Origin of the sequence: Kribbella sp. NBC_00482 (genome assembly GCF_036013725.1) — a bacterium.
Classification (GTDB): Bacteria; Actinomycetota; Actinomycetes; order Propionibacteriales; family Kribbellaceae; genus Kribbella.
The window spans coordinates 2,910,947-2,929,993 of record NZ_CP107881.1 but is presented as its reverse complement, the minus strand read 5'-3'; the positions used below and the strand labels follow the sequence as shown (position 1 = coordinate 2,929,993).

Annotated in this window: 27 protein-coding genes; 5 read left to right on the top strand and 22 right to left on the bottom strand. The window is 68.0% G+C overall.

The genetic code is table 11. The annotated features are described in order from the left end of the window. Positions 1 to 127: 127 nt before the first annotated feature. From OHB24_RS14720 to OHB24_RS14705, 4 genes are read right to left on the bottom strand one after another with little or no spacing between them, the layout of a single operon-like run. Positions 128 to 1,141, bottom strand: a complete 1,014-nt coding sequence (locus OHB24_RS14720) for an AAA family ATPase (RefSeq protein ID WP_327639569.1) — start codon at positions 1,139 to 1,141, stop codon at positions 128 to 130. Beyond that, complete coding sequence (locus tag OHB24_RS14715) at positions 1,141 to 1,932, bottom strand: deazapurine DNA modification protein DpdA family protein (RefSeq protein ID WP_327639568.1); 792 nt, start codon at positions 1,930 to 1,932, stop codon at positions 1,141 to 1,143. Before OHB24_RS14715 ends, OHB24_RS14720 begins: the two co-directional genes overlap by 1 nt. Beyond that, on the bottom strand, positions 1,932 to 2,831 hold the full coding sequence (locus OHB24_RS14710) for a hypothetical protein (protein WP_327639567.1): 900 nt from the start codon (positions 2,829 to 2,831) through the stop codon (positions 1,932 to 1,934). The genes OHB24_RS14715 and OHB24_RS14710 overlap by 1 nt, the downstream gene beginning before the upstream one ends. Continuing rightward, positions 2,831 to 3,730: a bifunctional DNA primase/polymerase gene (locus OHB24_RS14705; protein WP_327639566.1), complete on the bottom strand. Its 900-nt coding sequence runs from the start codon at positions 3,728 to 3,730 to the stop codon at positions 2,831 to 2,833. Before OHB24_RS14705 ends, OHB24_RS14710 begins: the two co-directional genes overlap by 1 nt. Before the next feature lie 101 nt (positions 3,731 to 3,831). Here OHB24_RS14705 and OHB24_RS14700 point away from each other — a divergent pair, with 101 nt between their 5' ends. Further along, entirely contained in the window at positions 3,832 to 4,464 is a 633-nt protein-coding gene (locus OHB24_RS14700; protein WP_327639565.1) for a hypothetical protein, read from the top strand. Between the two features lie 220 nt (positions 4,465 to 4,684). On the opposite strand, the gene OHB24_RS14695 is transcribed toward OHB24_RS14700, so the two are convergent. The 15 genes from OHB24_RS14695 to OHB24_RS14625 all read right to left on the bottom strand — a co-directional run bounded on the left by OHB24_RS14695 (position 4,685) and on the right by OHB24_RS14625 (position 13,414). Next, the gene (locus OHB24_RS14695; protein WP_327639564.1) at positions 4,685 to 5,170 is read right to left on the bottom strand and encodes a single-stranded DNA-binding protein; all 486 of its coding nucleotides are present in this window, start codon (positions 5,168 to 5,170) and stop codon (positions 4,685 to 4,687) included. Positions 5,171 to 5,175: 5 nt separating this feature from the next. Then, positions 5,176 to 5,487, bottom strand: a complete 312-nt coding sequence (locus OHB24_RS14690; RefSeq protein ID WP_327639563.1) for a hypothetical protein — start codon at positions 5,485 to 5,487, stop codon at positions 5,176 to 5,178. Beyond that, positions 5,484 to 5,651 carry a hypothetical protein gene (locus tag OHB24_RS14685; protein WP_327639562.1) on the bottom strand — a complete coding sequence of 56 codons (168 nt, stop codon included), beginning with the start codon at positions 5,649 to 5,651 and terminating at the stop codon, positions 5,484 to 5,486. The genes OHB24_RS14690 and OHB24_RS14685 overlap by 4 nt, the downstream gene beginning before the upstream one ends. Before the next feature lie 32 nt (positions 5,652 to 5,683). Next, positions 5,684 to 5,989: a hypothetical protein gene (locus OHB24_RS14680; RefSeq protein ID WP_327639561.1), complete on the bottom strand. Its 306-nt coding sequence runs from the start codon at positions 5,987 to 5,989 to the stop codon at positions 5,684 to 5,686. A gap of 8 nt (positions 5,990 to 5,997) precedes the next feature. Beyond that, on the bottom strand, positions 5,998 to 6,909 hold the full coding sequence (locus OHB24_RS14675) for a hypothetical protein (protein WP_327639560.1): 912 nt from the start codon (positions 6,907 to 6,909) through the stop codon (positions 5,998 to 6,000). Positions 6,910 to 7,336: 427 nt separating this feature from the next. Further along, positions 7,337 to 9,679: a cell division protein FtsK gene (locus tag OHB24_RS14670; protein WP_327639559.1), complete on the bottom strand. Its 2,343-nt coding sequence runs from the start codon at positions 9,677 to 9,679 to the stop codon at positions 7,337 to 7,339. Further along, positions 9,679 to 10,725 (bottom strand): hypothetical protein, encoded by a 1,047-nt coding sequence (locus OHB24_RS14665; protein WP_327639558.1) that lies wholly within the window; start codon positions 10,723 to 10,725, stop codon positions 9,679 to 9,681. Before OHB24_RS14665 ends, OHB24_RS14670 begins: the two co-directional genes overlap by 1 nt. After that, the gene (locus OHB24_RS14660) at positions 10,722 to 11,024 is read right to left on the bottom strand and encodes a hypothetical protein (protein WP_327639557.1); all 303 of its coding nucleotides are present in this window, start codon (positions 11,022 to 11,024) and stop codon (positions 10,722 to 10,724) included. Before OHB24_RS14660 ends, OHB24_RS14665 begins: the two co-directional genes overlap by 4 nt. After that, positions 11,024 to 11,263: a hypothetical protein gene (locus OHB24_RS14655; RefSeq protein WP_327639556.1), complete on the bottom strand. Its 240-nt coding sequence runs from the start codon at positions 11,261 to 11,263 to the stop codon at positions 11,024 to 11,026. The genes OHB24_RS14660 and OHB24_RS14655 overlap by 1 nt, the downstream gene beginning before the upstream one ends. Positions 11,264 to 11,286: 23 nt before the next feature. Then, positions 11,287 to 11,817, bottom strand: coding sequence for a hypothetical protein (locus OHB24_RS14650; protein ID WP_327639555.1), 531 nt, complete (start codon positions 11,815 to 11,817; stop codon positions 11,287 to 11,289). Continuing rightward, entirely contained in the window at positions 11,814 to 12,188 is a 375-nt protein-coding gene (locus tag OHB24_RS14645) for a hypothetical protein (RefSeq protein ID WP_327639554.1), read from the bottom strand. The genes OHB24_RS14650 and OHB24_RS14645 overlap by 4 nt, the downstream gene beginning before the upstream one ends. Then, the gene (locus OHB24_RS14640; protein ID WP_327639553.1) at positions 12,185 to 12,466 is read right to left on the bottom strand and encodes a hypothetical protein; all 282 of its coding nucleotides are present in this window, start codon (positions 12,464 to 12,466) and stop codon (positions 12,185 to 12,187) included. The genes OHB24_RS14645 and OHB24_RS14640 overlap by 4 nt, the downstream gene beginning before the upstream one ends. Continuing rightward, positions 12,463 to 12,834 (bottom strand): hypothetical protein, encoded by a 372-nt coding sequence (locus OHB24_RS14635; protein ID WP_327639552.1) that lies wholly within the window; start codon positions 12,832 to 12,834, stop codon positions 12,463 to 12,465. The genes OHB24_RS14640 and OHB24_RS14635 overlap by 4 nt, the downstream gene beginning before the upstream one ends. Further along, positions 12,834 to 13,196 (bottom strand): hypothetical protein, encoded by a 363-nt coding sequence (locus OHB24_RS14630; protein WP_327639551.1) that lies wholly within the window; start codon positions 13,194 to 13,196, stop codon positions 12,834 to 12,836. Before OHB24_RS14630 ends, OHB24_RS14635 begins: the two co-directional genes overlap by 1 nt. Next, the gene (locus tag OHB24_RS14625) at positions 13,193 to 13,414 is read right to left on the bottom strand and encodes a hypothetical protein (protein ID WP_327639550.1); all 222 of its coding nucleotides are present in this window, start codon (positions 13,412 to 13,414) and stop codon (positions 13,193 to 13,195) included. The genes OHB24_RS14630 and OHB24_RS14625 overlap by 4 nt, the downstream gene beginning before the upstream one ends. Positions 13,415 to 13,556: 142 nt before the next feature. On the opposite strand from OHB24_RS14625, the gene OHB24_RS14620 reads away from it, so the two are divergent. Together OHB24_RS14620 and OHB24_RS14615 are read left to right on the top strand one after the other, a co-directional pair. After that, the gene (locus OHB24_RS14620) at positions 13,557 to 14,408 is read left to right on the top strand and encodes a GntR family transcriptional regulator (protein ID WP_327639549.1); all 852 of its coding nucleotides are present in this window, start codon (positions 13,557 to 13,559) and stop codon (positions 14,406 to 14,408) included. Then, on the top strand, positions 14,405 to 15,112 hold the full coding sequence (locus OHB24_RS14615; RefSeq protein WP_327639548.1) for an HAD family hydrolase: 708 nt from the start codon (positions 14,405 to 14,407) through the stop codon (positions 15,110 to 15,112). Before OHB24_RS14620 ends, OHB24_RS14615 begins: the two co-directional genes overlap by 4 nt. A gap of 478 nt (positions 15,113 to 15,590) precedes the next feature. Here the strand turns inward: OHB24_RS14615 and OHB24_RS14610 are convergent, their stop codons facing one another. Together OHB24_RS14610 and OHB24_RS14605 are read right to left on the bottom strand one after the other, a co-directional pair. Further along, positions 15,591 to 15,977, bottom strand: coding sequence for a hypothetical protein (locus OHB24_RS14610; protein WP_327639547.1), 387 nt, complete (start codon positions 15,975 to 15,977; stop codon positions 15,591 to 15,593). A gap of 250 nt (positions 15,978 to 16,227) precedes the next feature. Continuing rightward, the gene (locus OHB24_RS14605; protein ID WP_327639546.1) at positions 16,228 to 16,437 is read right to left on the bottom strand and encodes a hypothetical protein; all 210 of its coding nucleotides are present in this window, start codon (positions 16,435 to 16,437) and stop codon (positions 16,228 to 16,230) included. 96 nt (positions 16,438 to 16,533) lie between these two features. Here OHB24_RS14605 and OHB24_RS14600 point away from each other — a divergent pair, with 96 nt between their 5' ends. Continuing rightward, complete coding sequence (locus OHB24_RS14600) at positions 16,534 to 17,661, top strand: ImmA/IrrE family metallo-endopeptidase (RefSeq protein WP_327639545.1); 1,128 nt, start codon at positions 16,534 to 16,536, stop codon at positions 17,659 to 17,661. Then, entirely contained in the window at positions 17,645 to 18,187 is a 543-nt protein-coding gene (locus tag OHB24_RS14595; protein ID WP_327639544.1) for a DUF4411 family protein, read from the top strand. Before OHB24_RS14600 ends, OHB24_RS14595 begins: the two co-directional genes overlap by 17 nt. Before the next feature lie 189 nt (positions 18,188 to 18,376). Here the strand turns inward: OHB24_RS14595 and OHB24_RS14590 are convergent, their stop codons facing one another. Continuing rightward, entirely contained in the window at positions 18,377 to 18,850 is a 474-nt protein-coding gene (locus tag OHB24_RS14590) for a hypothetical protein (protein ID WP_327639543.1), read from the bottom strand. Positions 18,851 to 19,047: the final 197 nt, after the last annotated feature.

Here is a 19,047-nt window from a genome sequence, read left to right as displayed (position 1 = left end):
GGTTTGCTGGTTGGTGGCGGTGGTTGCCGGGACAGCCGGGACAGGTGCTGGGATGGGTGTCTCGGCTCGATCGGGGCCAAAGTGCAGGTCACGGCGTTGCCGGGACAGCCGGGACAGCCGGGACAGTTCACGGCAGGTCACCTGTCCTGACGTCTGGTGGTGCGGCGTACCGTCCGTCTGCGACCCGGACGAGGTGCCCGCGGTTCTCCATCCGGGCGCAGGTCTTGCGGGTGTTGCCGATGTCGAGGCCGGTCGCGTCGGAGATCTCCTTTGGGCTGGCGCCTTGGTGGCCTCGGACGTAGCGCAGGATGACCGCGCTGGTGTCGTGCACCGTGTGTTCCAGGACGGGTCCGTCGAGCAGTGACCAGGTGCCGGTGGGCTGGTCGAACTTGAGTGCCCGTTCGGCTTCTTCCACGTCGCGGCCGGTGGTTTTGAGTACGGCGTCGGCTTCGTGGCGCGAGCGCGAGAGGACGTGGATGGTGTCGGCGGCTCCGGCGATGCCGTTGGTGCCGGACAGTTCCTCCAGGAAGTCGTCGGCGGCCATCTTGCGGGTGTGGTGCACGAGCACGACGGCGATGCCGTATTCGTCGGCGATGGCCTTGGCGAGTCCCGCGGCGCGGTAGTCGTCGCTGTAGGCGTTCGATCCGGCGGCCTGGCCACGAACCTTGGCGAAGACGTCGATGACGACCATGCGGGCGTCGGGGTGGGTGTCGAGCCAGGCACGGATCATGTCCGCTCCCCCGGCGGGCAGGTTCGGGCAGGCGGTGGGCAGGTACAGCCCGGCCGGAGCGGGTGCGCCGTCGAGCACTTTGAGGATGCGGCCTTGCAGGCGGCGGGGGTTGTCTTCCAGTGCGAGGTAGAGCACCGGGCCGGCGGCGCAGTCGATTGCGTGTAGTGCGCGGTACCCGCCCGCCACGGCGACCGCCCAGCCGAGTGCGAGCCACGACTTGCCGACCTTCGGCGCCCCCGCGAGCACCGAGAGTCCTTCCGGGACCAGGCCGGTGATGGCCCAGTTCGGTTCGGGGAAGTCGTGGTGCACTAGCCGGTCAGCGGTCCAGGCGGCGGCGAACGGGTGCAGCGGTCGAACATTGCTGCCCAACTGGTCGCCGTAGGCGCCGGGGTCGAGCGGGTTGGCAGTCATTAGGCGGCCTCTCGATCGAACAGCGACAAGGGCTCGTGGGTGGGGATTGAAGCGACCACGTTGTCGCGCCATGTGAGTGCGAACCGGGGGCAGTTCGCGCAGGCGAGGTGCGTGCAGCCGGGGAGCGGTGGTTCGTAACGGGCAGCGAAGGACCACGCCATCGAGTCAGCGGAGGCCAGGCGCTGGCCGTAGCGGCGCAAGCCCAGCACCTTGATGCCGAACCCATGCAGGTGCCCGACGCCAACCGAGTGAAGCGCGTCCACGATGTCGGCGGCTTCGCCGGTGGCCTGGCGCCGGCAGACTGATCCAAGGCCGACGACCGGTGCTGCCGTCAGGTCAACACCGGCGGCGGCATACATCTCGACGCAGGCCAAGTAGTCGCCCACCTGCCAGCCCTGGACGACGGGAACGAACGGCAGGTCAGGCGCCAGCCCGCGCAGGGTCAGGTAGTTGTCCACGGTGCGGCGCTGGTGTTCGGCGATCGTCAGGCCGGTTTTGGTAGTGATCCACGGTTCGCACATCCAGTCCTGAGGTGCAGCCCAGGCCAGCTGGCCGATCTCATCGCGGTAGCGGCGGACCGCTGCCACGTACGCGGCCGGTGTCGGTCCGTGGTCCCAACTGCCGTGGGTGTCCAGCTCGGTGAACCCGCCGGAGTCCAGCGCCCAGCGGCAGGTAGCCCGCGGCAGGCTGCGGTACCGGCGCAGGCGCCGGTCGGAAACGAACAGCGGCACCGGCGACCAGGCCAGCCACCCCGGCTCGTGCGTACCCAGGAAGAACTCCACTGTGGCCATCAGGCAGCAGCGCTCCCCCGCATCGGCACACCAGAGCGGCAGCCGTACGGGCTGCACCCGTCCGGGTCACCGTCCTCAGCGAGCAGGTCGAACAGGTCCACCTGGTCGTCCCGACGTTCAACGCGGGTGATCCGGTCAATCGGGGCCTGGTCGAGCGGCACTCGAGAGGCGTGCAGGTATGCCTTGCCGCGCAGACCCGAGCCGCGGGCGCCTCCGTTGCGGATCGCGGCGTCGAACGCGATCGCGTCGGTCCATTCGTCGGGGTGGTTGTCGCGCAGGTCGCGCCAGGCCCGGTTGCCATGGAACGGGCAGCCGATGCACGCGGACTTGACCGTGTCGCCCCAGCCGCGTGCGGCCAGCCACCGCTGGCAGTCCTTGCGCGACATGCCCAACTCCAGCAGGGGATACCGGTTGGTCAGGTACCGGACTCGTTGGCGATCGGAGACGCGGCCGATCTCGTCGGTGGAGAATCCGATCCACTGCTCACACACTCGCCCGGTCGGAACCCGCCGGTACGTCGGGGGCTTGGCGCCGAGCAGTTCGCGCACTTTGCGGGTGATCGGCGCGAGCTTGTACTCACTCGTGCACTGGCGCCGGCCGATGCCGTTCGTCCCATCGGGGTTGCGAATGAAGTACGGCACGGACGCGTACCGATGACCGGGGTCGGTCGCGTCGTCGCGCAGGTTGCCCTTGCTGACCCGGTGCAACTCGATCCCCGCAGCGGCAGCGATCTCGGCGAGCCTGTCCAGCTGCACGTAGACAGCGGCCGGTTCCCATCCGGTGTCGGCGAAGATCGCCACATCAGGTCGAGGCAGGACACCTTCGGCGGCCAGCAACAGCAGGGTCGTGGACTGCACGCCCGCCCCCAGGGACAGCGCCGTCAACGTTGGCGTGGTCATCAGGCGGCAACCTTCCGGGGTCGCTTCGCACCGGCACGCATGCCGGACGTGATCGTCTTGTGGGCTTGGGTTTCGGAGTGCGGCTCGGGACACATCGCGGCCAGCCGCCGTTCGGCGTCCAGCAGCGCGCCGAACACCTCGGCTTCAGTGAGCGCGCCACCGGCGACCAGGCGGCCCAGGTTCTGCGCGGCCATGAACAGCGCGCTGTTGTGCTCGCCCGCGTCGGCGGTGACAACGTGGCGGCACTCGTCGATCACAGCCTTGGCCAGGTAGGCCGATCGGCGGCCGGCGTGCAGCCGCACGGGCTGCGCCGATGCGGGCGCCACGGCGGGAGCGGTGAGGCGTTCGGTCAGCCAGCCGGGCAGCGGCGCCGGGGGCACGTCGTGGACCAGGGTGTAACGGTTGCCTGCGACAACCGATCCGGCGGCGACGACGTACCCTCCGGCGGCGCGGGTATCGACCAGCCAACCCAGGCCGCGGCCCCGGGTGCCGCCGGTGTTGCGCATCTGCACTCCGTCCGGGGCAGTGAAGTACAGGTGGAACCCGCCGCGGCCGGTCTGGACGGTGTAGGTGTCGGACGGGAACGGCTGCCCGGCGTCGGCGCACAGGTCGGCGAACACGTCGCAGCCATCGGTGATCCCGGGCCGCTGCCACGCCTCCGGGACGGTCCGGCCGGGTTTGGGCTGGTCTAGGTCGATCACGACCAGCCGGGCGGGTCCGCAGGCGATCGCGACGCCGTGGCGGGCGTGGCCGGGCCAGTTCCACCACCGGGTCAGCCGGGCTTCGTCGGTAGTCGCGGCGGTCTCCCATGCCTCGATCGCAGGGACCTTCGCCCCGGCAGACAGCGGGAACACCGGCCAACCACGCCGGGCCGTCTTCAACGCGTCGGTCAGGCTCATCGCGAGCCCTCCAGCGCGTGCGGCGAACGCCCCGCTACGTCATCCAAACGCCCGGTACCGCATCGGGCGAAGGATCGGTAGTCTCCGGACAGGGGGTACCAATGACCGATCCCGATCCCGATCCGCCCGCGACGGCCAACGCTGAGCCACCCAGTCGCAGGTCGGACAACGCGGTGGTCAAGGCTGCAGCGATAACGGCCCTGGGTACCGTCGCTGCGGCAGCCTTCACCTTTCTCGGCGTCTGGATCGGCGGCAACCGCGCGGACAATGGCGCTGTGAGCACTGTGACTACCACCGTGACTGCAACGCCTTCGCCCACGCCATCGCTGCGCGTGGACCGCACCATCGTTGATCCGACACAGGATGACGTCGAGAACCTGTGCACAGTGGTCAAGGTCCGGGTCAAGCAGCTTCCCGCAGACAAGGCGCTCGCTGTCGCGTTCCAGGAGGATGGCGATCCTCGGATCCATTTCACGCGCGAGTTCCGCAAGTTCCCCGACGACATCCAGGCCGCATTGATCTATGCCGGAGACGAGTTGCATCCGGAGGATTCGAAGGACAGCAAGTGGAGCATCTATGCCGTGGTGATGGATAAGGAGTTGGCTGACCACCTCTCGACGACGGTCGAAGGAGACCCTGGAAACTGGTCGGCTGAGACGTGGGCACCGGGAACCGACATTGGGCCCGCGACCCACATAGGTCGCAACACGAAACTTGGCAACTGCAAGTTCTGACAGATCCCGTCGTCCGATCGGTGTCGACGCTGCCTCTTCGCGTGTTCCGGCCACGCGACCGGGCGGCGTTGAGGCTTGTGGGTTCGGGCGGTCGGTGACGGTGTTGGGCACGATCACGGTTCCTCCAGAGATTGTCGAGCCAGCAGGTGGGTGTTGGTAGCGGCCGGGCTGGTGTCGCTGGTCAACGGCCCCGGCCGCCCGGCTGGTGGGCTTTGCCTGGCTAGAAGGGCGGTTCGTTTGAGCCCTGGCGGGTCCACGGGTCGGCGCTGACCGGGCCGGTGGTGGGTTCGCGGTTGGCGTTGGCCCACGGGTCATCGGGGTTGCCGCTGGTCTTGGCCGCGCGGGTGGCGTTGGTGACTTTGGCGGTGGCGAACGTCAGTGACGGGCCGATCTCGTCAACCTCCAGGTCGATCGAGGACCGCTTGTCGCCTTCGGGGGTCTCCCAGTTCGACTGCCGCAACCGCCCGATCGCGATTACCCGCTGGCCACGCTGGAGGGTTTCGGCGACGTTCTCGGCGATCTGCCGCCACGCGGTGGCCCGCAGGAACAGGGTGTCTCCGTCCACGTATTCGCCCGCGGCCTTGTCGTAGCGGCGCGGGGTCGAGGCGATCGAGAACCGGGCCAGCGCGGCGCCGGACGGGGTGAAGCGCAGTTCGGGGTTGTCGGTCAGGTTGCCGACGATAGTGATGATGGTTTCGTTGCTCATGACAATCAGTTCCTTCCGGTGGGTGTGGTGCTGGGGGCAAGGCCGCGTTGGATGCGGTGGGCGTTGAGTCGGTCGCGGGTGTCGATCGCGTCGATCCAGGCGGTGACGACGGCGAGCACGTCCATCAGTTCGGCGCGGGTCTCGAGGTCGGGTCCGTCGTAGGTGAGGGTGTTGGCGACTTCGCCGACCTCTTCGACCAGCACCGGAAGCCAGTGCGGCGAGTCCGCCGCCAGGGATTCGATGCTGTTGTCGCCGTGTTTGGCGTGCGCTTTGGCGCGGGCGCGGGTGGCCTCGATGATCAGGTCGGTGGTGGTCATCGGTGCCACCACCGGACGCGGCCGGCGGCCTTCTCGAACCGGCGGCGGGCCTCGACGGCGTCGCGGGTTTCGTTGTGGTCGGCGTAGCGGTTCAGGTCGGCCAGCGCCTCGTCGTACTCCTCGCGCGGGCTGAGCTTGTTCTTGCGTGCCTTGGTTTTCGCCACGGTCGCGGGTCCTTCCGGGTGGTGGGTATGGGTCAGATGGCGTTGCGTTTGGCGCGTTCGGCGTGGTTCCACAGGCGTCTGCCGATCCGCAGGCGGCGGCCGGTTCCTTCGCATTTGGGGCAGTCGCGCCAGGCCTTGCGGTTGGGGGCGTGCAGCCTGCCGAGTCCCTTGCAGCGCCGGCAGTTGCGGAACGGCCAGATGCGGCAGGTGAGCAGGTACAGCCCACAGATCGCGGCGCCGACCGTGAGCAGCAGTACCGTGCCTCCGAATGTGAGCAGCGCGGTCAGCGAGATCGCCTCCGGCACCCGCGGGGCGAGTGGAGCCAAGGTGGCGACCATGGCGGGCATCACCTGCCTGCCCGGGTTGCGGCGTCGCCGGTGAGTCGGTGGTCGCGGCGCCGGGCACGGGCCAGCCGCACGGCGTCGTACCCGAACGTCTGTGGGGAGGTGGCGTAGATCTGCGCCCGCTGGTAGCGGCTGCGGTTGATGGCGCCGGTGACCCAGCACATCCCGTAGGCGTGGTTGTGGTGGCCGTGCCCGTCCAGCGGGTTGGCGGCGTCCACGCCGTCCGCGCGGGCGTCGTGGCCCAGTACGCGGTCGGCGTGGTGCGGTTCGTGCATCCGCAGCGCGATCCGGGTCGCGATGGCGTCGGTCAGGTCGATCGGCAGGTACGGCAGATAGGGCGACTTGACGCCGAGGACGAGGCTGACACCGGCCGCTTGGCCCCGGGTCGCGACCCGGGTCAGGATGTCGGCGAACGCCTGCCCGGCGTCCTCGCTGAGCACCCAGCGGATCGCGTCGCCGATCACCACCACGTGCCGCGCCAGCCCGGTCAGGTCAACGTCGAGGTCGGCCTTGACCAGCTGGCTAGTCCACGCCGTGGGCAACAGCCGGTGCAGAGCGGGGATCGACTCGACGGGTGGCAGGGCCAGGCCGGCGGCGACGACGTCGGCGTTCAGTTTGGCCAGCACTGCCGCGCGGCGGTCGATCTCGGTGGCCAGCTCGGTCAGGTCCTCGATCGTGAGCCGCGCTGTCGCGCCACCGTTGCCAGCAGTGCTGATGTACCGGTGCGCCAGAGCGCGCAGCGCGGTCAGGTCGCCGACCGGTTCGGGCTCGTAGACGTGGACCCGGGTGGCGGGGAACCGGGCGTGGTGGAGAGCGACCGTGCGGACGGCGGTGGTGACCAGGGTGCGCGGGTCACCGGCGATCAGCACGTGGTCGTCGCGCGGGATGGCGACGGGCTGCCCGGTGGCGTCCACGCCGATCGGCACTTCATCGGCCGGGGTCTGCCGTACCCGCAACCGTGGCGCGGGGCACCAGGTCGCGAACCCCTCCGACGATTGCGGAGAGTCACTATTCAGGCGATCGCGGAGGGTTTTGAGGGTGGTGGCGAGACTGCGCATGAGCGGGCTCCTGTGGCTGCCTGTGGGCCGTTGTGGGGTCGGGTTGGCACTAGCCGGTTGTTCGGGGGGTCAAGGGCGCTCCTAGGGCCTGTTTTGGGCGTTTTTGGCGTGAGTCGGCCGACCCGTTAGACCTAATGTCTTCGCAGGTCACGGGTGAGATCGGCGCGCTAGCGGGAGTGCTAGGTCTAGCGGGGCCAGGTGCTAGGAACTCTTCGAGATCACTGGCCCTGCTAGGGCCGGTGCGGCGCTAAGCCGTGATGCAGTTGTCGAAGGTTTGGCAGGGTCAGGCGGTCGCCTCCCCACTGCCCGGATCGTCACTCTTCGTGTTGTTGCGGGCGTTGGTGGCGCGGGCTTTGTCGAGCGCGGTGCGGGTGAAGCCGCGCCGGTTCGCTCCCTTGCCGGTGGCGTCGCGTGCCCAGGTCTGCTCGGTGGCGACACCGAGCGGCTTGAGCGCGTTGGCCAGCCCCACGGCGTCCCACCTGCGGTACACGTCGGGTCGCAGCTCTTCGAGCCGGTCGCAGATCGTCTCCGACCACACCTTGTCCTCGCCCGGCGCGAACACGGCGGCGATGTCGTCCAGCAGGGAGAACTGCGGTCCCGCCTCCACGTCCGGGGTGTCGCCGGCGGCGTGCCCGGTGATGGTCCCGGCCTTCTCCCGCAGCGCCCGGGCACGCTTGACGATCTGTTCGGCGGCGGGACCGTCGATGTAGTAGGACTTGGTGATCTGGTGCGCGTCGGCGTGACCGCGCAGGATGCCGATTCCCTTGTCCTTGTTGGTGAACGCGGCGGCGTTCATGCCGTTCTTGTACGACGACGTGCCCAGGATCATGTCGTTCTCGGTCTGGCCCATCACCCGCAGGCACAGCCGGATCCCGGCGTTCGCGGAGATCCCGGTCGGCAGCGAGTCCTTGTCCGGGCGCTGCGTGGCCAGGACCAGCATGATCCCGAGGGCGGGACCGCGCTTGATGATGTCCAGGCACAGCTGCTCGGCTTCCGCGCCGTGGGTCTTGTCGGTGAACAGCTCCTGGCACTCATCGATCGCCAGCAGGATCGGGTACAGACCGAGGGACCGCTTGCCCGCGATCTCCGGAGTGACCTTGTTCTCCTTGCGCATGTCCACCGGGAGCCGCTTGAGCGCGTGGGCGCGGGACTCCAGCTCGCTGTGCACCTCGCGCAGTCCCGCCATGGTCGCGTTCAGCGCGGGGTCGTCACCGGGACCGGAGTGGAACCGGTGCGCGACCTGCTCCAGGGCGTCCAGGTCACCGGTGCCCTTCAGCTCGTAGACGTACATCTCCACGGTCGGGTCCATCGCGGCAGCGAGCAGGACCACCCGCAGCGCGAACGTCTTCCCGAACCGGGGCATCGCGCCGATCAGCATGTTCGCGAACATCAGCAGCAGCAGGACCGGGCGTCCGCGCTGGTCGGTGCCGAACGGGAACGCCTCGAACAGCGACACCTTCCCGGCCTTGGCCAGCGGCCACGCCACCGGCGGGACCTTGGCCATGTCCTTGTCGCCCACCCACAGCACCAGGCGGCCCTCGTGCTGTTCCGGGTCGGGTTCGGGCCACACACAGCCCAGCGGCCGGCGCAACGCCGACGCGAGCGCGGAACGCTTCTCCATGATGTCGCTCGCGGTCACGCCGTGCGGCAGATCGATGTCCGCGCGCCAGCCTGGACCCTCGCGGGTGATCGGGGCCGGGAACGTGATCCCCCGCGCGTTCTTCACCGCCGCGTTCAGTAGCGAGTTGTTCAGCGACCCGAGCGCGAGCAGGATCATGTTCGAGGTGAGTTCCGGGACCTTCCCGGTCACGACGGCGCGACCGAACAGCGGCTTGTCGGCGGTCCCGCCCCGGACCCCGAGCCAGGACGCGGCACCCACACCGAGCAGGACCGCGACCGGGACCGGAGCGGCGAACACGACCATCGCGAGTCCCGCCAGGACCGGGACCGACGCGAACGCCGACAGCATCAGCCGCGCCTTCTGCCGCTCGGCGGTCTTCTGCGCGAGCTTCATGTGCTCGATCGCATCCGCCTTGCGCACGGCCTCCTGGCGCAGCGGCCTCGTCTCGGCGTCGGTCACCCACCGCACATACGTGCCCAGCACGCGGCCCGCACCGCGCGGCACCCGCACCGCGACCTTCCCGGCGTACAGCGGGGCCCGCGCGGCGTGGTACTTCGCCTTGTGCTTGGCCAGGTCCCGCGCCCACACGACCGCGGCTTTACGGGTCGTGGTGTCGGTCAGCCACAGCGGCAGCACGTCGCGGCGGTTGTCGGTGCGGTCCCACGGAAACAGGCCGGGCACCGTGCCCGGCGCGGGGTCCACCGGGACCGGCCGCACCTCGCCGTCGTCGTCCTGGTCGTCGTCGGTTTCGACGTCGTAGTCCGCCGCCGACGCGGTCCCCTGCGGGACCACCCGAGCCACCACATCCTGAACACGCGGGGTCTCGTCCACGCTCGTTGCGTCGGCAGAGTCGGCGGCTGTGTCGGCGGACTCCGGGCGGTGCAGGTGCACAACCTCGCCCATCGATTCAGCATCGGCGGTCACGTCCTGCGGCCGTGGGGCCCGGGCCTCTCCGTCTAGGTCGTGGTGGTTGTCGTCGTGGTGCTTGCTGCCGATGAAGCGCATCAGGCGGCCTCCTCTTCCATGTCACGGCTCGTCTCGTTCGTCCGGGCGTCGGTGTCGCTGTCGGGGGTCGCGGCCGGTGTGATGTCGGCCGCCACCTGGCCATCGGTCGTGTCGTCAGGGGCGCTGTCCGGGGTTTCGGTCTTCCAGTCGCGCGCCCACCGGCGACCCAGCGACGGGTCAACCTCGGCGACCCGGGCCAGCTCGCCACCACTGGGCTCCCGGCCCGCCGCGACCTCGGCATCCCAGTGCGCCCGGGCCTTGTCCTTGCCCGTCGTCTTGCCCGTGGTCTTGCTGGTGGTCTTCCCGCTCGGTTTGCCCGCCGGGCGAGCCGGGGCGTTGCGCGCGGGCCGCTTCCGCGTCGTCGCAGCGGGCGCGGTCGAGTTCGGCGCAGGTGCTGCGTTGGCGGGACGCTCGGACTCGACTACGGGAGTCGCCTCCGGCGCGGTCGGTGCGATGAGCGGCTGCGCGGTGGGGTTGACTTCGGCGGCAGTCCGCTCGGCACGCAGCACGGCCTCGGTCAGCCGGTCGCGCAGCACCGGCGCGGTCTCGGCAGCGCAGAACACCAGCAGCGGCGGCACCGAGTGCAGCACGATCCCCGCGATGTCCTTGTGCAGGAACGACTGCCAGGTGTTCATGACGTAGGTCGCGGCGAACGCGAACTTCTTCGTCCGGCTCAGCCACTTCGTGGGGTCGGTGACCTGGTAGCGGGCGGTGATCTGCTCTGCCCGCAGGACCGCGATCAGCACCAGCGACACCATCGGGTCCAGCAGCCAGGCCGCGATCCACGGCAGCGAACCGGTGGCCGCGCCCGCAGCGGCGAACGCCTGAACGTTGACCATCGTGAATGCCAGCCCGAGGACGATCCCGACCCACATCAACACGTCCACCTGGGTGCGGATCGACTCCACCCGCAGCGCGATGACGTCCGGGTGCGTGGACAGGGCGCGGACCTGTGACGCCTCAGTGGCCGTCGCGCGAAGCTTGGTGACGCCGGACGTCTTCTGGTCGTTGAGCTTGCCGGGGGCAAGAAGCTCCGTGGTCGTCATCGCTGCCAACCTCTCTTCTCGTCGCCGTGCTCGGCGGTGCGGTATTGGGCGAGCGCGTCGGTCAGCACGTCGATCAGCTGCTGAACATCGGCCGGATCATCGAAGTTGACCCGCACTCCTGCTTGGCCGCCGATGTTGGCGGCGATGAAGGCGGGGTGGTGGTACCCGGACTCGGAGACGTGCGCGGCGACGACGGACGCCTGTGAGGGTTCGAAGTCGTTCGGCGTCCAGCTCGCCTGAATGAGGATCTGGCTTGGACGTGTGTAGTTGCTGAGCTCGGTGGTGTCGCTGGTAGTCATCAGGCAGCGTCCTTGAAGTCGGTGCGGTCACAGGTCTGGTTCGCGCCGTCGCGGGCCGGGAGGATCGCCATCACCGGCACCGGGGCGCAGGACTCGCAGATCGCGAACACCACGCCGGCCACGTCCATCCGCCGCCGGGTCCGCCGCAACGCGCACGCCTCGCACAGGCGGTCGGTGCCCTCGGCAACGCGCAGCACCAGGTCGCGCGGTGCGGTGGTGTTGTAGCGCTTGCGGTTCATCGGTTCTCCAGTCAGGGAAGAGATCAGGCCGCGTCAGCGGTCATGTCGGCGGTCGCGGTGGTGGTCGGGAGCAGGTCGCGGCCGGTGGCCCAGTCGTCGCGGCGGTTGGTGTCCGGGTGAGCCGATCCGGGCGAGCGCATCTCGGACGGATGCTTGACGTAGCGGCCCGCGAGGATGCCGTGTGCCGGCGGATTCGTGGCCCGGTAGGCGTCGCACAGCGCGAACACCGGGCACGCGGTGCGGCACAGGTTCGCGGCGCGGAACACGTCCTCGCGCGTCACCTGTCCTTCGGAGAAGTCCGCGTCCCAGGTCGCCGGGTCGGTCAGGCACGGCACCGTCACGCCGTCGTCGTAGGCGGCCCGGATACCGGTATGCAGGTTCCGCTCCGCGCGGGCCTGGGCTTGGGTGTAGACGGGTCCGGGCAGCCCGGCCTCATCCAGCGACCCGTACTCACGGCGCACCACGGCTTTGGTGGTCTCGTCATCGGCCACTGCACCGGCCAGCGGCAGGGTGACGACCGGGACGGCCACAGCGAGGGGGTTGGGGGTGTTCATGCGGCGTCGCCTCCGGTCAGGTCGAAGAGGTCGAGTTGGTCGGTGCGGTCGGCAGCGGCCTGCTCGGCGGCCTTGGTCGCGGCCCGCTTGGAGCCGGCCTGGCAGCCCGCGCACAGCGCCACCAGCTCGGCGCCGGTGACCGCGGCGTGCAGGGACGCGGTCGGGTCGGCCGCGGTCACCGCCAGCGGGTGCGCCGTTCCGTGGTTGATCCCGCAGCGCCCGGCGGTCTTGCCGTGGCCCTTGCCGCACTGGCCTGTGCACTCGCACCGCCAGCCCGCCGCGTCCATCGCGGACTGCCAGGTCTCGGCGCCGACCATCGGCGGCCGGAACGGGTCGAACGCGACCGATCCGGCGCTACTCGCACCGTTCATGCCGCGTCACCTCCCGGCCGGGCGAACTCCAGCACCCGACCACCGGTGAGCGTGGTGGTGCGATAGGCGGCCATGTCGATCACCGGGGCCAGATCGGCGACCGGGGCGCCAGGGTGAGCGGCGGTCATGTGCTGGTCGGCAGCGGTCTGCGCGTCTGCCCAACTGGTGGTGCGGCCCGTGCACGGCCACACCGCGGGTGAACACAGACACGTCCATTCCCAGCAGCCCGGCGCGGCCCGGCGGACCCGGCACGGCCGGTCGATGCGCAGCCCGGTCATGACGACACCGCCTGACCGGACGGACGCCCAGTGCGCTTGATCAGCAGCGACGTGGACAGCACCGCCGACAGGAACCCGCCGATCCCGATCGCCAGCCCGACATGGTCGATGTGGGCCGCGATCGCCATCGGGATGCCTGCAACGATCGCCAGCGCAGGCAGGTACGGCACCAGACGCTCGCCGTCCTCGGCGGCCCACACGAACTGCCAAGCCGTCTCGCCGATCTGCATCGTCGCGACCAGCAGCACCAGCACCCGCACGACCGCGGACCGGTCGGCAAGGTCGATCCCGGCGACCATCGCCAGCACCAGGCCGGCGCACAGCGTGAACAGCACCGCCGCTACACGAGCGGTCACCCGGGCGGTCATCACGCTGCCTCCCGTCCAGCGCGGTATGACCAGCCGTCGAACGGCACACCGGCAGCGCGCGCCCGGTTGTGCGCTTCAGCCAGCGACTCGTCCGCCGTGAGCACCCGCGCCACGTCCCTGTCGGTCCAGCGCATCGAGTCCCAACGGTCGGCCGCCTCGTCGCGGACCACCGCGACCGCGCCGGGCGTCGAGCCGAACCGCTCCAGGCGGCGCTGCGACTCCAGCCACGCGGCCACGTCCAGCCGGTAACGGCGCGAGCCGAACCGGCCCCTGCGGACCTCCCAGCCCCGCGCCTTGTGCGAGGCGTCCGACGCGGCGTAGAGCGCGTCCATCACGCGGCCCCACACCGCACGGGCGCTCACCGGGCACCCCCGTTGAACAGCGTGTCGCCGATGTCACCGATCACGTTCCGCGTGCCGTTCGTGAACGACTCCGACGGACGCTCCAGCGGCCCATTGCTGGCCGCGATCGTGATGCCCAGCATCAGCGCAACCACCGCGACCAGCCCGGCGACGAGGTTCTTCCAACACATCAAGACCAATGCGGCCAACAGCACCAACCCGAAGATCGCCAACTCCATTGGAACCCTCCTCTTCACTGGCCTGCCTAGCTTGGCTAGCCATCTAGTCGGGTGGAGGAGAAAATACCTAGGTTGGCTAGCCAAGTCAATTACCAACCGCAAGTTGGCCAGCACAGCTAGCCATCTGCACTACGCTTGCCGCATGACGACGCTCGATCCGGACGACCCACGCCCGCCGTACCAGCAGGTCGCGAACGTCCTTCGGGCCGCGATCTTGACCAAGAAGTTCGCGCCGGGAGACAAGCTGCCCTCACAGGCGGAACTGGCGGAGCGCTACAGCGTCGCCCGCATGACGATCCAGCAGTCGCTGCGCCTCCTGCGGGCGGAGGGGCTGATCGTCTCGCGGCAAGGGAGCGGCGTGTTCGTCCGCGAACGGACCGAACGGCCCGTAGGTCTGCGGCCCCACATCGAGGCAGTCTTCGACACTCCCGACGTCCGGATCGACTTCTCCGGCTACACGGCGGAGACGCTAAACGGGATCATCCAAGAGCCCCTCGACAAGATCCGCGCGGGTCGCCTGACGCCAAAGTCGGTGCGGCTTCGGCTGCTGCTGTCGGACATGTCCAACCCGATCGCTTTGCCCACCCGAGCCGGTGACCATCCGGGCGACGATCCCGGCGTGCGTCGTCGTATGGAACGCCTGGTCGAACGTCATGCGCTCTCGATCGTGGAGTCGGTGACCGAATTGGGCAACCTCGGGCTCATCGAGAAGGCCGAGGCACAGGTGCGCGTGCACGGCTCAGCGCCGCTGTTCAAGGTCTATCTGCTCAACAACCACGAACTGTTCTTCGGGTACTACCCAGTCGTCGAGCACACGGTGACTATCGGCAAAGAGCAGGTGCCGATCTTCGACCCGATGGGCAAGGACGCCGTCTTGTTCCACCACGTCGCCGACGGCGACCCGAACTCGACCGGCTCGTTGTATGTCACCGAGACCGCGCGTTGGTTCGACAGCGTATGGAACACCATCGCTCGCGAGTACGCGCCCGCATGAGCGATGAACTGAACGCGGTTCTGGCAGACACCGGACCGATTCTGCTCGACTTCGACGGCCCCGTGACCACTCTGTTGCCGCCGGGGCCAAACTTGCGCCTCGCCGATGCGACCCGAGCCCCCCTACAGCAAGCAGGCATCGAGCTCTCCGAATCAATCGCGACAACGAGCGATCATCTTGCGGTTGTCCGCTACGCCGCAAATCAGGCACCGATCGTACTAGCTGCGGTCGAACAGATCGCCCTGGCAGGAGAGACCGAAGCTGGCCGAAATGCCGTGCCCACACCTGGAGCCGCAGAGTTCTTGACTGCCTGCCAGCTGGCTGGCCGAACTGTCGTCATCGTGAGCAACAACGCGGCAGCGGCGATTCAGACGTACCTTGAGCAGCACGATCTGGTCGGGAAGGTTGCCAGCGTGCTCGGTCGGCCACCCGGGAACCCGGCCCTCATGAAGCCCGACCCCGAACTAGTCGTCCGAGCGCTCGCCATCGTCAAGCGCCAACCCCGCGACTGCGTAATGATCGGCGACTCCGTAACCGACATTGAGGTCAGCAAGTCCGTTGGGGTCCGCTCGATCGGCTACGCTAAGTCATCGGCGCGCGGAGTCGAGTTGAAACGAGCTGGAGCCGACGCGATTACCGACAATATGGCGGCCATTGCCGCAGGCATCCAAGGTCAACGATCGCCACAGATCACCGCCGAGTGATCAGACCGTCGCGAGCGGTCGGTGATGTCGTTCCGATTGCGAGTCCACAGGCGCGCTTGATCGCCCCGGCGCACGATGGCGACGCGGTACCCCTCCCACTTCACCTCGTAGCGGCAGCCGCCGGGTAGCGCGTTCGGTTCGGGGATCTGCTCAACCGAGCGCGCAAGAGCGACCTCCACCGGACCAACCAGGTCGGCCGGTATCCGGCTCTCAGTTCGCCGCTGCGCCGGGGTCATCGCCACGCCGCGGGCGCCAGAGACGCCAACGCCCCAACGGTGGCCACACCACGCCTCGAACGCCCGTCACGGGCACCGACTGGTCGCGGTGCGGACAGAATTGGTGGACTGGGAACCGGTGCATATTCAAAGTGTGCGGTATTCCGGTCCGCCTTGGGCAAACGTGGATTGGATCACTGGCTCTGGGTTCATCAGCAGTGTTGGTCAGGGTGACGGGGGCATGCTCGTCGACAAGGGAACGCTCAAACGCGTGTGAGCTCGGATGCCTGGAATATCCGCTCCTGGCCTGTGCACGAGACGACGCCGATCCGGGCTATGTCTACGAAGCCTCCACCGACGGTTATCTCGTCGCCCAGCCGGCAGGCCAGCTGTCCTGTTGCATCAATCAGGGCGGGTGTGCCGTCACGGAGTGCGACACTCCATCCTGGGGGCCAGGCCACGTCGATGTCGACGAGGCGGTCGGGGTCGGCAGGAGTGCTCATGGGGCTGCGGACGACCAGGCAGTTTGTTGAGGTGTCGATCTCGAGGGTTCCGGGCAACCCGGCCTGTAACGCCACGGTAGGGGCTTTACGTTGAACAGTCAGACCAGGCATCGCAGCATCGTGGCTCTGCTTCGCGTCGCGATCCATCAGACCATCTCCAGGCTGTTGCAGTAGATGCATCAATGTTGCAGTGAACCCGTCTGCCTAGGTCAGAGGCCGGCGACGGTCAAACCCGCACTCTCGTTGCACCTCCCTGACCAGCGCGATTAGCCGATCCGGACCAGCGGGCAAATGTTGCATCTAGTGCAATTCATCCCGTTTATGCTCCGGAACCTTCATCCCATCGCACTTCCCGCACCGCCAGGCGCCAGCCATGCCACCAGCATGCGCCCACGGCTCACCTCATGTCGCCGTACGGCGACCGGTTCGGCGGAGACAGGGCGATCCCCTCCGACTGCGCCCTTGAGCGGATCGCGTCCTCGGTCCGGCCCAGTTTCAGGCTCATCACACCGACCGGCGTATTGCCCGCAGCCAGCTCACGCAACTGGCGCACCTGATCGTCGGTCCACTCCTGCCCGCTGTAGCTGCTCGTTGTTGACTCCGACATTTGGCTCAGTAACGCGCCGCCAAGCGGTGTGCAGTCCAGCATTGGTCGATACTCTGACAAACGTCAGGGCCTCTCGGTAGCGAGATGGAGGCAACAATGGCCGCGAAAGAGTCGCCGATCACGCCGAGCGTGCTCTCCTGGGCGATTCGCCAAGATGGCCGCACCCCGGCTGAGGTCGCTCGAGCCATTCATGTAGACCCGACCGTTCTTGAGGGGTGGATGGCTGGCACATCGCGCCCAACCGTAGGCCAGACCTCCGCGTTGGCTGCTGCGCTGCACCGCCCGCGCGTCTTCTTCTTTTTGCCTGAACCGCCCGCTGGTTCTGCCCTTCCCTCGGGGTTCCGTCATCCTCCTGGCGGGGGCGACAAGATGGTGGGTTCCGGCGCGCTTCTTGAGGTCCGCCGAGCGAAACGCTTGCAGCAGGCAGTCTCATGGGCGACACGCGAAGACAGACCCCCGGAGATTCCTTTTGCCTCTATGAGCCAGGATCCCGAGAAGGTGGCTGACCTAGTACGCGGATGGCTCCGCGTTCCTGAGCAGCAGGTTTGGCGGGATGACTACGCCGCGCTGAACTACTGGAGAGCGGCCCTAGAGGACGCCGGTGTCCTCGTGTTTTCGTTGCGGCTCGGCAAGGATGAGGTCCGCGGCTTCGCGAGCTGGGATGAGCGCGCTCCGATGGTCGTTCTCAATGCCAGCACCTCACCGGCAGTGCGTTCCTACACTCTCGGGCACGAACTCGCCCATCTGACGCTGCGCCAAGCAACGGCCTGTCTCGAGCCCGCTGACATTGTGGTCGATTCCGACGAAGAGAAGTGGTGTGACCGCTTCTCGGCTGCGCTGCTCATGCCCCGGTCGGCAATGTACGAGCTGATCCGCTCCGCTGGCATCGGGTTCGGCGCCGGCGGCATCGAAGCGGTGCGTTCTGTGATGTCCCGTTTCCGGGTTAGTGCGCGTGCAGCGGCGCTGCGGCTGCGTGACCTTGGCTACGCTGAGCCAGGGCTGTACAGCGAGGTGCTGCGAGTCTTCGTCCCGGGCAGGACACGCGAATCCGAACAGGTCCGATCGGCACCGCGGCCGACGCTGAGGCTACGTGAGTACGGCCAGCACACAGTCGCTCTGCTGCTCGGGTCGTTGCCGCCGAACGAGGCTCTATCGGTTCTCCGCATCACGGTCGACGATGCCCGGCGCATCGCGGACGAGGTGCCGGGTGTACCCGCCTTCTGACGAGTCCGAACCCCCTCCGCTCGTCTGCGTCATCGACACGTCCGTCATCATCAAACTCAAGACGCTTGTCAGGATCGACGAGCAGTGGGCGATCTTCGAACACATGCTGCAACTGGTCCAAGACGGCCGTCTCGTGTTCCCCCGGCAGGTGTACAAGGAGATCGCGTTCGCACGTCACCCTGACGCACCGGGAGCCTGGATCGCCAGGGCGAGGACCCTGGTCTGTCAGCCGGAGCCCACGGACGAGACCATGGCCGAGATTCTCCACATCACCGCTCCATTGGTTCAGGAGAATGCGGAGCCGGCCAACGAGCCAGCCGACCCGTATGTGGTGGCCATGGCCCATGAGCTCTCCAGAGCCAACCCGCCTCGCGACGTTGTCGTGGCGACCAATGACGTGATCGACCGGCCGCCTTTGAAGATGGCGCTGAAAACGGCCTGCGACCAACTCGACATCACGTGCTGGACAGCTGAGGTGTTTCTCCAATGGGTCCGCGACACCAGGCCGACCGACCCCGGTGAATAGCCAGTTGCCGGCTCGCCCCGCATCGGCTCAACCATCTGCCAGATCGTCGCCACCGACTACGACTCGTCCGACAACTCGTTGACGCTGGCCCTGGACGCGATGCCGTACTCGATATTCAAGGCATCGCTGCAGCTGGGTGACAGATGCGCGGGTGCGGGATCCGGGTGAGGTTCCCGCACCACCGACGGATCAGTCTCCGGACTTCCTGTTGCCGAAGTAGTATCCGAGCGCGCCGGCGACGATCACCAGCAGGTTGTTGCTGAGGTCCATCAGCTTCGCCACCGCATCGTCAGCGGGAAGGCGGAAGATGGCCACGACCGTCACCGCAGTGAGGCCGATCAGCAGCCCGAGAAGGGTGTAGGCGAGCCGACTGGTCGTCCGCTCCTTCATGAGCTGGGGGTCGAGCTCGTCACCCTTCCGGATCACGGATGGTACGTCGAGCGACTTAGGTGCTTCATCCTCATCTACGTCTTCACGACCAGCGCCGGTGAGGTTCGAGTCCGGGAGGGGGCCCTCCCTCAGCGCCGGGATGTAGATCATGAGGCGCCGGACGAGGTAGCTGATCTCGTCCGGCGGGTGGACCCCTGGGGGTGGCGGCGGAACGCCGCCTTCCGCCTTGCCTTCTGGCGGATCCCCGCGATCGTCCGGGGGGTCAGTGGACATTGCCCCGTATCTCCTTACGGGCCCGCACACGCGAGGGGATTGCTGGCCTCCTTGCCAGCTCGCAGCGGACCTGGGAGCATCATCTCACATCACGTGGGGATCATGTGTGGATCACATGTTGATGAACTAGGGCAAATTTGTGTAAGGATGAGCTACTCTATAGGTATTCGGTAGGGAACCTATGGAAGGTGGGACCC